12 protein-coding genes are annotated in these 15116 nt (G+C 68.8%); 7 read left to right on the top strand and 5 right to left on the bottom strand.

Annotation, left to right across the window (positions count from 1 at the left end; genetic code table 11):
- Positions 1-58: 58 nt before the first annotated feature.
- On the top strand, positions 59-940 hold the full coding sequence (locus ASC93_RS07435) for a LysR family transcriptional regulator (RefSeq protein WP_056439457.1): 882 nt from the start codon (positions 59-61) through the stop codon (positions 938-940).
- Between the two features lie 27 nt (positions 941-967).
- Here the strand turns inward: ASC93_RS07435 and ASC93_RS07430 are convergent, their stop codons facing one another.
- The 5 genes from ASC93_RS07430 to ASC93_RS07410 all read right to left on the bottom strand — a co-directional run bounded on the left by ASC93_RS07430 (position 968) and on the right by ASC93_RS07410 (position 6746).
- Positions 968-1726 (bottom strand): hypothetical protein, encoded by a 759-nt coding sequence (locus ASC93_RS07430; protein ID WP_056439454.1) that lies wholly within the window; start codon positions 1724-1726, stop codon positions 968-970.
- A 63-nt stretch (positions 1727-1789) separates the two neighbouring features.
- Entirely contained in the window at positions 1790-2443 is a 654-nt protein-coding gene (locus tag ASC93_RS07425; protein WP_082547832.1) for an outer membrane protein, read from the bottom strand.
- 162 nt (positions 2444-2605) lie between these two features.
- Positions 2606-3070 (bottom strand): MarR family winged helix-turn-helix transcriptional regulator, encoded by a 465-nt coding sequence (locus ASC93_RS07420; RefSeq protein ID WP_056439447.1) that lies wholly within the window; start codon positions 3068-3070, stop codon positions 2606-2608.
- A gap of 94 nt (positions 3071-3164) precedes the next feature.
- Positions 3165-4763: a GGDEF domain-containing protein gene (locus tag ASC93_RS07415; protein ID WP_056439443.1), complete on the bottom strand. Its 1599-nt coding sequence runs from the start codon at positions 4761-4763 to the stop codon at positions 3165-3167.
- A 105-nt stretch (positions 4764-4868) separates the two neighbouring features.
- On the bottom strand, positions 4869-6746 hold the full coding sequence (locus ASC93_RS07410; RefSeq protein ID WP_056439440.1) for a potassium transporter Kup: 1878 nt from the start codon (positions 6744-6746) through the stop codon (positions 4869-4871).
- Positions 6747-7097: 351 nt separating this feature from the next.
- On the opposite strand from ASC93_RS07410, the gene ASC93_RS30525 reads away from it, so the two are divergent.
- From ASC93_RS30525 to kdpE, 6 genes are read left to right on the top strand one after another with little or no spacing between them, the layout of a single operon-like run.
- A complete protein-coding gene (locus ASC93_RS30525) occupies positions 7098-7187 on the top strand; it encodes a potassium-transporting ATPase subunit F (protein ID WP_056439437.1) in 90 nt (29 codons plus the stop codon).
- A complete protein-coding gene (gene kdpA / locus ASC93_RS07400; protein WP_056439434.1) occupies positions 7187-8968 on the top strand; it encodes a potassium-transporting ATPase subunit KdpA in 1782 nt (593 codons plus the stop codon). Before ASC93_RS30525 ends, kdpA begins: the two co-directional genes overlap by 1 nt.
- A 15-nt stretch (positions 8969-8983) precedes the next feature.
- Entirely contained in the window at positions 8984-11095 is a 2112-nt protein-coding gene (kdpB, locus tag ASC93_RS07395; RefSeq protein WP_056439431.1) for a potassium-transporting ATPase subunit KdpB, read from the top strand.
- Between the two features lie 14 nt (positions 11096-11109).
- Positions 11110-11694, top strand: a complete 585-nt coding sequence (gene kdpC, locus ASC93_RS07390; RefSeq protein ID WP_056439429.1) for a potassium-transporting ATPase subunit KdpC — start codon at positions 11110-11112, stop codon at positions 11692-11694.
- Between the two features lie 10 nt (positions 11695-11704).
- Positions 11705-14428 (top strand): two-component system sensor histidine kinase KdpD, encoded by a 2724-nt coding sequence (kdpD, locus tag ASC93_RS07385; protein ID WP_056439426.1) that lies wholly within the window; start codon positions 11705-11707, stop codon positions 14426-14428.
- On the top strand, positions 14421-15116 hold the full coding sequence (gene kdpE / locus ASC93_RS07380; protein WP_056439423.1) for a two-component system response regulator KdpE: 696 nt from the start codon (positions 14421-14423) through the stop codon (positions 15114-15116). Before kdpD ends, kdpE begins: the two co-directional genes overlap by 8 nt.

Genomic DNA, 15116 nt, shown 5'->3' with positions numbered 1-15116 from the left:
TCCCACAGGTGCGCCGATAGACGGTATATTTAGACATTCCGTCTCACAGGTGAAACACATGGACTTGCTCGCCCTCGCCGATTTCAACCTCGTCGCCCGTCACGGCGGGTTCGGCCGCGCCGCACGGGCGACCGGCCGCCCGAAGGCGACCCTGTCGCGCCGCGTCGCCGAGCTGGAGGCCGGCCTCGGCCTGCGCCTGCTCGAAAGGGGGGCGCGCGTGCTCAAGCTCACCGAGGAAGGGCGGGCGCTGTACGAGCGGACGGGGGCGTTGCTGACGGAAATCGACGAAACGGCGGCGGCGCTCGCCTCGGGCGGCGCGCGGCCGCGCGGCCGGCTGCGGGTCAGCGCGCCGCTGCTGTTCGCGCAGACGGCGATGGGGAAGCTGGCCGCCGGGTTCGCCTTGCGCTACCCGGAGGTGCGGCTGGAAGTGACGACGGAAGACCGGCCCGTGGACATGGTCGAGGAAGGCTATGACCTCGTGATCCGCGTCAATCCGGATCCCGATGAAAACCTGGTCGGCCGCATCTTCCTGCGCGACCGGCTCGCCGTCGTGGCGAGCCCGGCGCTGGTCCGGGCGGCGGGCGCTGCGGCCGTGCCCGCGGTCGTGCGGACCACGAGTGTCCAGGCAGCCTGGCGCGTGATGGAACAGCCGGAGATCGCGATCGACCCGGTACTGCGCCTGTCATCGCTGGTGATGGTACGTGACGCCGTGCGGGCGGGCGTCGGCGCGGGCTGCCTGCCGGTCTCGCTCGTCAGCCGCGATCTCGCCGCCGGCACGCTGGTGAGCTGGGGCGACGTGGCCGGGCCGGAGATTGCCCTGTGGGCGCTGTACCCGTCGCGGCGGCTGCTGAGTGCGCGCGTATCCGCCTTCCTCGATTATCTGAAGGCGGCGTTTCCGAAAGGGACGCCGGACGAGCTGGCGGCGTATCTCGCAGGTTGACCGGCCGGCCGCGCAGGCCGGACGGGTTCATTGCGCCGGGCGTTCCATGCGCACGAAACGGAACGTCGGCTCGATGTCGCGCGCATGCAGGGCGCGGACGATGTCTTCCAGCGTGGCATCCTTGAGCAGCAGCCCGTCCGGGATGCCCGCGTCGTGGCGCGCCGGCGCGGCGGACGGCCGGACCGGCGCCGCCGGCGCCACCGGCTCCAGCCGGGCCAGCGCCGCATCGAACTGCCCGGCCGTGATGCTGTCCAGCCCTTCCAGGAACGCGACCTGCCCCGCCACGGGCGGCGGCATGTCGAGCCCGGATTCGTCCGCGAACGACGCGCCCATGCCCGGATGAATGAAGGCGGCCCAGGTGCCGGTCGCCCCGTTCAGGCACGGCGGCAGTTCCACTGGGACGGCGACGGCGGCGGCGTCCGGCAGCGTGTCCGGCCACAGGCGGGCCAGGCCGTCGACGAAGCGCCGCGCCGCGGCCACCGGGACGGGCACCGCCAGCGACAGCCACAGCACGAAGCCGCCCGCGCTGGCGACGCTCACCGCGGGCGCCGGAAAGCCGAAGTCCTCCTGCAGGCCGTTCGCGACGGTGCACAGGTGCTCCCAGTGCTGCTCGTCCGCGCCGGGCGCCTTGCGAAACGGGATCGCGATGGCGCGCGTCAGGCCGTCGTCCGACACGAGGTCGACGGGCGCGCACGGCCCGCCGCCGCCCCGTTGCGCCAGCGCCTGCGCGGCCTGGCTGTCCGGCACCAGGTACAGGCGGGTCAATTCCGAAATCAATTTATCCATGTGCGTCTTTCACGTCGAACCGGCCGACATTCTGACACAAGGCGCGCGCCATGGACCGCAGGCTCAGAAGCCCATCCTGAACTTGGCGCTCAGCCCGGAATTATTGGTCTCGCTGCCCCATTTCTTCGCGCTGTTACCGTACTGCTCGTACTGCGCGGACACCGACGCCTTCTCGGTCAGCTTGTAGCGCGCGCCCATCCCGGCATAGGCGCCCACGTCGCTGTCCGAGGCAGTGGCGCGCAGGGTCTTGTCGTGGGCCACGCGCTCGCTGTAGGCGACGCCCACCTTCCCGTAGGCGGAAAAACTGTCGTTGACGGGCACGTTGACCCTGGCGGCCAGGTAGCTGTTGAAGCCCTTGGTGCCCAGGGCACCGTTCACTTCGTCGGGCCTGGCGTAGTCGGCGAAGTGATAGCCGCGGGTGTAGAGGTTCGCGTACCCCGTTTCGAGCGCGACGTGCGGACTGAGGTTGATGCCGCCGAACAGTTTCGGGTCCGCCACGTAGACGCCGAACTCACTCTTGGCGGGATTTCTCAGTCCGACCGGCTCCGCGGCATTGCCCATATAGGTGCGCGGGACGGGCTGGACTTTCGCGAACGGTTGCGACGGCGCGGGCGTCGACGACAGCGTCCTGGGCGCGGTCGCGCCGTCCAGCAGTTGAGCCTGGGCGCCGCCGGCGGCAAGCAGCCCGGCGGCCAATGCAAAACTGGATGTCTTCATCGTCCTCTCTCGTTGTCGTGGATGATTCAACCGGAGACCCCGTCACGATAGCATTCCGTGTTCAAGATCGCATCACGATATACGTACGATGTTTCACGTTGTTACAACAAAGCGGGCGACCGGAGCGCGCTCCGATGACCACACGCAGCCGTCGCGGCGCCGCTACGTATGGTCGGCCAGTTTACCGCGCAGCATGTCCAGCTGGCGCTTGATGGCCGCCAGTTCGGACGGCGCGCAGGCCGCGGCGCACAGCACGCCGTCGTGGATCGCGGCGGCTTCGCGCTCGAGCGCGCGGCCGCCCGGGCTCAGGGCAACGACGACCTGGCGCTCGTCCAGGGCGGAACGGGTCCGCGTCACCAGGTCGGCCGCCTCGAGCCGCTTGAGGAGCGGCGTCAGCGTGGCCGAGTCGAGGAACAGCCGGGCGCCGATCTCGGATACCGTCTGCTCGTCCTTTTCCCACAGCACCAGCATGACGAGGTATTGCGGATAGGTCAGATCCAGCCGGCGCAACAGCTTGCGGTACACCTTGTTCATCGCCAGGCCAGTCGAGTACAGCGCAAAACACAACTGGTCGTCGAGAAGCGGCGTCCGCTTGCCGTGCCGGGTGGATGCGTCGTTGGCTTCCATGGTTCGCAGATCGGATCGCGCGCCGTCAATGCCCGCATCGAGCGGACTCCACGCCAGTGTAGGCCTTCCGCAGCCGCGGGGCGCACGGCAGGGTTCAAGCCGCCGCCTCGTGGCCCTCGCGCGCGACGACGCGGTTCCGGCCCGTGTCCTTGGCCTCGTACAGCAGCCGGTCGGCCACGTCGACCCAGGCCAGCGGATCGTTGCGTTCGGCCAGGGACGGATGGCCGACGTACAGGCCCATGCTGAGGGTGACGCGGCCGGATGGGCTGTCCGGATGGCGCAGGTCGAGGCCGGCCACGGATGCACGGATCCTGTCGGCCACCGCGTTGGCGCCGGCCAGGTCGGTATCGGCGAGGATGACGGCGAATTCCTCGCCGCCGTAGCGCGCGGCCAGGTCGGCCGGACGGCGCGCGCCGTCGGCGACGGCACCGGCCACCTTGCGCAGGCAGTCGTCGCCGGCCGGGTGGCCGTAATGGTCGTTGTACTGCTTGAAATGGTCGATGTCGGCCATGACGAGGGCGAACGGCGCGCCGCTGCGGCGCGCGCGGTCGTATTCGCGCACGAGGCGGTCCTCGAACAGGCGGCGATTGGCGAGGTTCGTCAAGGCGTCGCTGTCGGCCAGGTTCTGCAACGACTCGTTGTGGCGCTGCAGCGCGGCGCCCGCGCGGCGCAGGTCGTGTTCGAGCCGCTCGCGGACGCGGATCTGGCGCACGAGGAGCACGCCGCCCCACGCCAGCGCGCAAATCGCCGCCAGCACCAGCACGCCCGTCTGCAGCGTGCTGCGGCGCCATCCGGCCAGGATCTCGTCCTTGGCCTCCCCGCTGGCGACGAACAGCGGAAAACCCGCCAGGTGCCGGTAGCTGTACAGGCGCTCGATGTTGTCGATCCTGGGCGCCAGCACGGCCGAGCCGGGCTGGCCGCTGCGCTGGGCCTGCTCCCAGATGGTGCCGTTGCGGATGTCCATGCCGACCTGGTCATCGTGGAACGGACGGCGGTAGACCAGCGTGCCGTTGTCGAGCGCCAGCAGGATGGTGCCGTTCTTGCCGACGTCGAAGCTGTCGTAGAAGCGGCCGAACCACCCCAGGTTGAGCGTGGCCAGCACCACCCCGGCGAAGGTGCCGTCGGGCGCCTCGATGCGGCGCGACAGCGGCAGGATCCACACGCCGGTCGAGCGGCTGCGCACGGGCACGCTCACGTGGGTGCCGCGCCCGGTGTGCAGCAGGTGGTACTGGAAATATTCGCGGTCGAAATTATTGCCCTGCATGGGACGCGGCAGCGACGACGTCAGCCACTTCCCGTCCGGGCCGTACACGAACAGGCCGTGCAGTTCGCCGACGTCGTGCGTGAGCTCGCGCAGCCGCAACGTCAGGCGTTCCGTGGCGGCATCGTCCAGGCCGTCGTGCTCGATGCGCTCGACCATCTCGGCCAGCACGGCATCGCCGAGCTTGATCGACGTCTCCGCATGCGACGCCAGCGCGCGCGTCATGTTGGCCGTGGCGACGCGGCTGTCGTCCAGGCGGGTCCGGTAGGCATGCCAGGCGCTCCAGCCCTGCAGGCCGGCCAGCAACAGGCAAAAGCAGGACAGCAGCGCGATGGTCAGCGCCGCCAGTGGACGGCGCGGCCCGTCGAGCGCGGGCAGCGCGGCGCCGGCGTGGTCGGTGCCGTGGCCGGCACCGTCATCGGAATTGTGCATGCGATGCTCCGAATCCTGCGGGGCTCCAGCTTAGCCGCGTCGCGCCGCGGCGTCCACCGGCGCACGGGACGATGCGGCCGGGCCTCATGCGTGATCCGCGGATGCCTAGATTTCGACTTGCGTTCCCAGCTCGATGACCCGGTTGGTCGGGATCCGGTAGTAGTCGGCGGCATCGCGCGCGTTGCGCTGCATCGCGACGAACAGGTGCTCGCGCCATGGCGCCATGCCCGCGCCCGGCGTCGAGATCACGGTTTGCCGCGCGACGAAGAAAGAGGTCTCCATCATGTCGAACGCCAGCCCGTGGCGTGCGCAGAGGCCCAGCATGCCGGGAATGTCCGGCTCGTCCTTGAAACCGAACGTCACGTCGACCTGATGGCAGCCGTGGCCAAGCCCGGTGATGCGGACCTGGGACTGCGGGTCGACACGGGGCTCGTCCGTGATGTGCACGGTGAGAAACACGACACGTTCGTGCAACACCTTGTTATGCGAAAGATTATGCAGCATCGCATGCGGCACGCCATCGCTTTCGCCGCGCAGGAAAATCGCCGTACCGGGCACCCGCGTCGGCGGCCCAATGAACAATGACTCCAAGAAAGCGTCGAGTGGAATGGCATGCTTTTGCAGGTTGTCGAACACTTGCTGGCGCCCCCGGCGCCAGGTGAGCATCAGGGTGAACAGCAATACGCCCAGCAACAACGGGAACCAGCCGCCATGCAATATCTTGAGGGCGTTCGCCGCAAAGAACGCCACGTCGATCACCAGAAAAAAGCCGGTCGCACCCAGGCACAGCAGCAGGTTCATGCGCCAGCGGTAGCGGATCACGAAATACGTGAGGATCGTCGTCGCCAGCATCGTTGCGGTGACCGCGATGCCGTAGGCCGATGCCAGTTGCTCGGACGAGCCGAATCCGACGACGGCCAGCAGCACCGCGATCAGCTGCAGCCAGTTGATGAGCGGAAGATAGATCTGCCCGATCTCCCGTTCCGACGTGTGCACGACGCGCATGCGCGGCAGGAAACCGAGTGCGATCGCTTCCTTGGTCATCGAGAACGTGCCGGATATCGTCGCCTGCGATGCGATGACGGTCGCGATGGTGGACAGCACGACCAGCGGATAGACGCTCCAGCTGCCCAACTGCTGGAAGAACGGATTGGCGATCGCTTCCGGGCGGGCCAGCAACAGGCCGCCCTGGCCGAGGTAGTTCAGGGCCAGCGCCGGAAAGGCGACGGCGAACCAGGCGAGCCGGATCGGCTTCCTGCCGAAGTGGCCCATGTCGGCGTACAGCGCCTCGGCGCCCGTGAACGCCAGGACGATCGCGCCGAGCGCGAGAAAGGCGATGCCGCGGTTGTCGATGAAGAAGCGCAGCGCATGCCACGGATTGAGCGCGACCAGGATGGCGGGGCTGCGGGCGATGTTCAGGACGCCTATTGCCGCCAGCACCGCGAACCACACCAGCATGATCGGGCCGAACCAGCGGCCGATGCCGGCGGTGCCGTGACTCTGGGCCGCATACAGGCCGATCAGGATGACGATCGTCAACGGCACGACATAGGCCTGCATCGCCGGGGTGGCGACCTCCAGGCCCTCGACGGCCGACAGGACCGAAATCGCCGGCGTGATCACGCTGTCGCCGTAGAACAACGACGCGCCGAATACCCCGATCAGCAGCAGCGCGGTGTGCAGGCGCTTGCGCTCGCCGACGGCTGCCAGCGCGAGCGCCAGGAGCGCCATGATGCCGCCTTCGCCGCGATTGTCGGCGCGCAGGACCAGCGCCACGTATTTGAACGAAACGATGATGGTCAGGCCCCAGAAGATCAGCGATACGACGCCGACCAGGTTGGCCGGCGTGAGCGCCAGCCCATGCGTGGGATCGAAGACGGTCTTCAGCGAGTACAGCGGACTGGTGCCGATGTCGCCGTACACGATGCCGATGGCGGCGAGCGCGAGGCCGGCCACTTTCTTGTTGTTCTGCTGCGTATCCAACCGGGTCCTCCAGACGGTATTCGGGAGCGGTATCGTACCGGGCGGCGCATAAATATTTTGTAAAAACACTGCCCGACGGCGCACGACCCCGTCCGTAAATAAACCGTTTATCCGCGCCGGACATCTTTTTAGAAAATCTTTACGTCCGCGTCTCTACACTCCATTGCATCGCAACGCATGACGGCAAGGCGCACGACCGTCCGACGGGAACGGCTGGCGCCGCCGCCCTGGCTTTCCGATCAACCTGAACAACGAGGTACGCATGGATATCGTCTTCATCGGCGCGATCGTCTTGTTCCTTGCCCTGGCCTGGGGCATGGCAAGCGGCTGCGCTCAACTGGGGGAGCGCACATGACGCTCTTTTACCTGATCGGCGCGCTCGCTTCCGGCGCCCTGCTGGCGTACCTGCTGTACGCCATGTTCAACGCGGAGGACCTGTGATGGACGTTCGTTCGCTGGCGCTTCCGGCGCTGTTTTTCGCCCTCCTGCTGGCCACGGCCTGGCCGCTCGGGATCCTGCTGGCCCGCGTGGCCGAGGGCGGCCGCGTGCGCGGTCTCGGCTGGCTGCACCGCGCCGAGTCGATCCTGTACCGCGCGGCCGGCATCGCACCGGCGCAAGGGATGGACTGGAAGGCGTACGCCATCGCCCTGCTGGTGTTCAACGCGGTCGGCGCGCTCGCCGTCTACCTGCTGCAGCGCGTACAGGCATGGCTGCCGCTGAACCCGCAGGCACTCGGCAACGTCAGCCCCGACTCGGCCTTCAACACCGCCATCAGCTTTGTCAGCAACACCAACTGGCAGGGTTACTCGGGCGAGCAGACCATGAGCTATTTGACCCAGATGCTGGCGCTGACCTGCCAGAACTTCTTCTCGGCCGCCACCGGCATTGCGGTGGCGTTCGCCCTGATCCGCGGCTTTTCCGCGAAGTCGTCCCGTTCGATCGGCAATTTCTGGGTCGACCTCACCCGCAGCACGCTGTATGTGCTGCTGCCGCTGTCGCTGGTGTTCTCCGTGTTCCTGATGGGACAAGGCGTGATCCAGAATTTCTCCGGCTACCAGCAAGTACCACTGGTCGAACCGCTCACCTATACGCAGCCGGGAACCGGCGCGGATGGCCGGCCGGCGACCGTGAACGTGACCGCGACGACGCAGACGATCGCGATGGGTCCGGTGGCGTCCCAGGAAGCGATCAAGATGCTGGGCACGAACGGCGGCGGCTTCTTCAACGCCAACTCCGCCCATCCGTACGAGAATCCGACCCCGCTGTCGAACCTGCTCCAGATGGTGTCGATCTTCCTGATCCCGGCCGGCCTGTGCTTCGCGTTCGGCCGCCTGGTCGGCGACCGCCGCCAGGGCTGGGCGATCCTGGCCGCGATGACGGCGCTGTTCGTCGTGATGGCGGGCAGCGTGATGTTCGCCGAGCACCAGGCCCACCCGCTGCTGTCGGCCATGGGCATCGACCAGCAGGCGAGCAGCCTGCAAGCGGGCGGCAACATGGAGGGCAAGGAAGTCCGCTTCGGCATCGACGCCTCGGCGCTGTTCGCCGCCGTCGCCACGGCCGCGTCCTGCGGCGCGGTCAACGCGATGCACGACTCGTTCACGCCGCTGGGCGGCGCCGTGCCGCTGCTGCTGATCCAGTTCGGCGAGGTCGTGTTCGGCGGCGTCGGTTCCGGCCTGTACGGCATGCTGGTGTTCGCGATCATGGCGGTGTTCATCGCCGGCCTGATGATCGGCCGCACTCCGGAATACCTCGGCAAGAAGATCCAGGCCTACGAGATGAAGATGACGTCGATCGCCATCCTGGTCACGCCGGTCCTCGTGCTGGCGGGCACCGCGATCGCCGTCATGCTGGACGCGGGCAAGGCCGGGGTGGCCAACCCCGGCGCGCACGGCTTCTCGGAAATCCTGTACGCGTTCAGCTCCGCCGCCAACAACAACGGCAGCGCGTTCGCCGGCCTGTCCGCCAACACACCGTTCTACAACTGGATGCTGGCCATCGCGATGTGGTTCGGGCGCTTCGGCGTGATCGTGCCGGTGCTGGCGGCCGCCGGCTCGCTGGCGGCCAAGCAGCGCCTGCAGGCCACCGCGGGCACCATGCCCACGCATGGTCCCATGTTCGTCGGCCTGCTCGTCGGCGTCGTGGTCCTGGTCGGCGTGCTCAATTATGTGCCGGCGCTCGCCCTCGGTCCGGTGGCGGAGCACTTGCAGCTGTTCGCAAAATAATCGATGGAGTCCCCAATGTCCCAACTCTCTTCGTCCGCGGCGCCGCCCGCGGGCGCGCCGGCCGGCGGCAAGCGCTTGAACATGTTCGACACCACGCTGGCCGTCCCGGCCCTGGTCGACGCCTTCAGGAAGCTGGGTGTGCGCACCCAGTTGCGCAGCCCCGTCATGTTCGTGGTCTATGTCGGCGCCATCATCACGACCTTGCTCTATCTGCAGGCCGTGGCCGGCACCGGCGAGGCGCCGCGCGGATTCATCCTCGCAGCGAGCGTCTGGCTGTGGTTCACGGTGCTGTTCGCGAACTTCGCGGAGGCGCTGGCCGAAGGCCGCAGCAAGGCCCAGGCGGCATCGCTGCGGGGCCTCAAGGACAGCGTGACGGCCAAGAAGCTGTCCGTCCCCAGGCACGGCACCACGTGGCTGCCCTGCCCCGCCTCCGACCTGCGCAAGGGCAACCACATCCTGATCGAAGCGGGCGACGTCGTGCCCATCGATGGCGAGGTGGTCGAGGGCGTCGCCTCGGTCGACGAGAGCGCGATCACCGGCGAATCGGCGCCGGTGATCCGCGAATCGGGCGGCGACTTTTCCAGCGTCACGGGCGGCACCCGCGTGCTGTCGGACTGGCTGGTCGTGAAGGTCACCGCGAACCCGGGCGAGACCTTCCTCGACCGCATGATCGCGATGGTGGAAGGCGCCAGGCGCAAGAAGACGCCCAACGAGATCGCCCTGACGATCCTGCTGGTAGCCTTGACCATCGTGTTCCTGGTCGTGACGGTGACGTTGCTGCCGTTCTCGCTGTACTCGGTCGCGGCGGCCGGGGCCGGCACGCCGGTCACGATCACGGTCCTGATCGCGCTGCTGGTCTGCCTGATCCCCACGACCATCGGCGGCCTGCTGTCGGCGATCGGCGTGGCCGGCATGAGCCGCATGATGCGCGCCAACGTGATCGCCACGTCCGGCCGCGCGGTGGAAGCGGCCGGCGACGTCGACGTGCTCCTGCTCGACAAGACCGGCACCATCACGCTCGGCAACCGCCAGGCCGCCGCCTTCCTGCCCGCGCCCGGCGTGACCGAACGCGAGCTGGCCGACGTGGCGCAGCTGGCGTCCCTGGCCGACGAGACCCCGGAAGGCCGCAGCATCGTGGTGCTGGCCAAGCAGCGTTTCAATATCCGCCAGCGCGAGATGGAAAGCATGCACGCCGTCTTCATGCCGTTTTCCGCGACGACCCGCATGAGCGGCGTCGACGTGGGCGAGCGCCGGATCCGCAAGGGCGCCTTCGATGCGGTGCGGCGCCATGTCGACGCGCTCGGCATGCCTTTCCCGGCCGAGGTCGCGCGCACCGTCGAAGATGCCGCGCGCCGCGGCAGTACGCCGCTGGTCGTGGTCGACGGCGCCCGCGCGATGGGCGTGGTCGAGCTCAAGGACATCGTCAAGGGCGGCATCAAGGAGCGTTTCGCCGAATTGCGCCGCATGGGCATCAGGACCGTGATGATCACCGGCGACAACAAGCTGACCGCGGCCGCGATCGCCGCCGAGGCGGGCGTCGACGACTTCCTGGCCGAGGCCACGCCGGAGGACAAGCTCGCGCTGATCCGGCAGTACCAGTCGGAAGGCCGCCTCGTGGCGATGACCGGCGACGGCACCAACGATGCCCCGGCGCTGGCCCAGGCCGACGTGGCGGTGGCGATGAACTCGGGCACCCAGGCCGCCAAGGAAGCCTGCAACATGGTGGATCTCGACTCGAACCCGACCAAGCTGCTGGAAATCGTCGAGATCGGCAAGCAGATGCTGATGACGCGCGGGTCGCTGACCACGTTCTCGATCGCCAACGACGTCGCCAAGTATTTCGCGATCATCCCGGCCGCCTTCGTCGGCACCTATCCGCAGCTGAAGGCGCTCGACGTCATGCACCTGGCCAGCCCGGCCTCGGCGATCATGTCGGCGCTGATCTTCAACGCGCTGATCATCGTGTTCCTGATCCCGCTGGCCCTGCGCGGGGTACGCTACCGCGCGATCGGCGCGACCGCCCTGCTGCGCCGTAACCTGCTGATCTACGGCGCCGGCGGTATCATCCTGCCGTTCATCGGCATCAAGGCGATCGACGTGCTGCTGGCGGCGCTCGGCCTCGTCTGAACAAGGAGACCCCCATGGCATCCATCCTGCGTCCCGCACTGGTCATCTTCGGCGCCCTGAGCCTGCTGTGCGGCCTGCTGTACCCGGCCGCCGTCACCGGCATCGGCCACGTCGCCTTCGCCCACGAAGCGAACGGCAGCCTCGTCGCGGTCGACGGCCGCACGGCCGGCTCGATCCTGATCGGCCAGCCGTTTTCCTCGCCCGGCTATTTCTGGGGCCGGCCGTCGGCCACGGCGCCGCTGGCGGACAATGCCGCCGGCTCCGGCGGCTCGAACCTGGGGCCGACCAATCCGGCCTTCCTGGCCGCCGTCAAGGAACGCGTGGCCGCGCTGAAACGGGCCGATCCCGGCAACCGCGCGCCGATACCGGTCGACCTCGTCACCGCCTCGGCCAGCGGGGTCGATCCGGAGATCAGCGTGGCGGCCGCCGACTACCAGGCGGCGCGAGTCGCGGCCGTGCGCAAACTGCCGGAACGGCAGGTCCGCGCACTCATCGAGCAGTATCGGCGAGACCCGGCGCTGGGGTTCCTGGGCGAACCGCGCGTGAACGTGCTGGCGCTGAACCTGGCGCTGGACGGCAAGACGCCGCGCGCGCAATGAGGCGAGCCGCATGAATTTCCCCGGCGACGAAGCGCGGCGCGACCCGGATGCGCTGCTGGCCCAGGTGCGCGAACAGGAACGCCGGGCGGCGCGCGGCCGGCTGCGCATCTATTTCGGCGCCTCGGCCGGCGTGGGCAAGACTTACTCGATGCTGTCCGCGGCGCGCCAGTTGGCCGCGACCTGCGACGTGTTGATCGGCATCGTCGAGACGCACGGGCGCGCCGAGACCGAAGCCTTGCTGGAAGGGCTGGCGGTCCTGCCGCGCAAACGCATCGATTATCGCGGCAGGGCGCTGGTCGAATTCGACATCGACGCCGCGCTGGAACGGCGCGCGCAACTGGTGCTGATCGACGAGCTGGCCCATTCGAACGTTCCCGGCTCGCGCCACCCCAAGCGCTGGCAGGACATCGAGGAACTTCTGGCGCGCGGCATCGACGTGTTCACGACGGTGAACGTGCAGCACCTCGAGAGCCTGAACGACGTGGTCGGCGGAATCACCGGCGTGCGCGTCGGCGAAACGGTGCCGGACTCCGTGTTCGACGAGGCCGACGAAGTGGTGCTGGTGGACCTGCCGGCGGACGAGCTGCTGGCCCGGCTCAAGCTCGGCAAGGTGTACCAGCCCTCGCAGGCCGAACGGGCCGGCCGGAATTTCTTCCGCAAGGGGAACCTCATCGCGCTGCGCGAGCTGGCGCTGCGCCGCACCGCCGAACGCATCGGGGACGACGTGCGCGCCTACCGCGTCGAAAAGTCGATCGACGCGGTCTGGCGGACCGGAACGGCCCTGCTGGCCTGTGTGGGCCCCGGCCCCGGTGCCGAGGGCGTGGTGCGCAGCGCTGCGCGGCTGGCGGGCCAGCTCGGCGCCGAGTGGCATGCGGTCTACGTCGAGACCCCCGCGCTGCAGCGGCTCGGCGCCGCCCGGCGCGAGCGGATACTGGACGCGCTCAAGTTGGCGCGCGACCTCGGCGCCGCCACGGCCGTCCTGTCGGGCGACCGGATGGAAGACGCGGTGGTCGACTATGCGCGCACCCATAACCTGGCGCGGATCGTGCTGGGCCGCGGCCATGGCGGCCGGCCGTGGCGGGCGCCGGCCAGCCGGCGCGTCGCGCGCCGCGCGCCCGACATCGAATTGCTCGAAGTCGCGGCGGCACAAAGCCTGGCGGCCGATGGCCCGCGCGCGCGGACCGACGAACCGCGTGCGCCCGGCCGGACGGCCATCGTGGCGCATGGCGCCGCGATCCTGTCCAGCCTGTGCATGGCGCTGGCGGCCACGCCGACCATCGCCTGGCTGGACCTCGCCAACATCGCCATGCTGTTCCTGCTCGTGGTGCTGCTGGTGGCGGTGCGGTTCGGCCGCGGCCCCTCGGTCACCGCGACCTGCGTGAGCGTGGCCTGCTTCGACTTCTTCTTCGTGCCGCCGCGCTTCACGTTCGCGATATCGGATCTGCAGTACCTGGTGACCTTCGGCGTGATGCTTGCGGTCGGCCTGATCACGGGACATCTCACGGCCGGCCTGCGTTTCCAGGCCCATGTCGCAGCCCGGCGCGAGAGCAGGACCCGCGCGCTGTACGAATTCGCGCGGGCCCTGTCCGGCGTGCTGCAGACGGAGCAGATCCAGGAAGCCACGCGCGATGCGATCGGGCGCACGTTCGGCGCGCGTACGGCCCTGCTGTTGCCGGACGCCGATGGGCGCGTGCGTCCCTCCGCCGAGGCGGACGCCGGGCCGATCGCCGCCCTCGATGCCGGCATCGCGCAATGGGCGTTCGACCACGGCGCCAGCGCCGGCATGGGAACCGACACCCTGCCCGGCAGTCCCGTCTTCTACATGCCGCTGGTGGCGCCGATGCGTACCCGCGGCGTGCTGGCGATCGAGGCAGCGACGGCGCGCTGGCTGCTGGCGCCCGAACAGCGCCAGCAACTGGACACCTTCGCCACGCTGGCCGCCATCGCACTGGAAAGGGTGCACTACATCGAGGTCGCGCAGGATGCGCTGCTCAAGATCGAATCGGAGCGCTTGCGCAACTCGCTGCTGGCGGCGCTGTCGCACGACCTGCGCACGCCGCTTACCTCGCTGATGGTGCAGGCCGAAGCGCTGGCGCACTCCGCGCCGCCGCTGGCGCCCGCGCAGCGCACCATGGCGGACGCGCTGCGCGAAGAAATGGTCCGCATGAGCATGCTCGTGACGAACCTGCTCGACATGGCCCGCATCGAAAGCGGCGACGTCAGGCTCAAACTCCAGTGGCAACCGGTCGAGGAAGTCATCGGCAGCGCGCTCGCGGCCAGCCGCGCCGCGCTGGCCGGCCACACGGTCGAGACCCATGTGCCGGCCGACCTGCCGCTGGTGCAGTACGACGCCGTGCTGATCGAGCGGGTGCTGTCCAACCTGCTGGAAAACGCGGGAAAATACACGCCGCCGGGCAGCACGGTCGCCATCTCGGCCGAGCGGCACGGCGTGTGGCTCGACGTCGCCGTGACGGACGACGGACCGGGCCTGCCGCCCGGCCAGGAAGAGGCGGTGTTCGAGAAATTCACGCGCGGCGAGCGCGAATCCGTCAAGCCCGGGGTCGGCCTGGGCCTGGCGATCTGCCGCGCGATCGTCGGCGCCCACGGCGGTACGATTCATGCAGCCAACCAGCCGGGAGGCGGCGCCGCCTTCGTGTTCACCCTGCCGCTGGGAACGCCGCCGGCGCTGCCCCTGCTGGACGAAGACATCGAGATCGAGGAACAGGATGAGTGATTTTGCCGGCATCGCCCTGCTCGTGGAAGACGAGCCCCATATCCGCCGCTTCGTGCGCGGCGCGCTGGAACAGGAAGGGTGGCAGGTGCACGAGGCGGCGACCCTGCAGCGCGGGCTGACCGAGTCCGGCACCCGCAGGCCGGACGTGGTCATCCTCGATCTCGGCCTGCCCGACGGCGACGGCGTCGATTTCATTGCCGATTTGCGCAAGTGGTCTGCCGTGCCGGTCATCGTGCTGTCGGCCCGCGTGAACGAGGAAGAAAAGATCCGCGCCCTCGACAACGGCGCGGACGACTACCTGACCAAGCCGTTCGGCGTCGGCGAACTGCTGGCGCGCGTGCGCGCGTCGCAGCGCCGCCAGCGCGGCCCCGCGACCGGCGGCGACGGCAAGGTGCGCTTCGGCGACGTCGTGGTCGACGTGCAGAACCGGCGCGTCACCAAGGGCGGCGCGGCCGTGCGGCTGACGCCCACCGAGCACCGCCTGCTGGCGGTACTCGTCGCCAATGCCGGCAAGGTCATGACCACGCCCCAGCTGTTGCGCAACGTGTGGGGCCCGAACCAGGCGGACCATGCCCACTATCTGCGGATCTACATGGGGCATCTGCGCCACAAGCTGGAAGACAATCCGGCCCAGCCCCGCTACATGATCACCGAAACCGGCGTCGGCTACCGGTTCCAGCTGCCTTGA

The sequence above is a fragment of the Massilia sp. Root335 genome (genome assembly GCF_001425685.1).
Lineage (GTDB): Bacteria > Pseudomonadota > Gammaproteobacteria > Burkholderiales > Burkholderiaceae_D > Telluria > Telluria luteola.
Note: the sequence above shows the minus strand (reverse complement) of the source record. Positions and strands in the feature narration are given on the sequence as shown.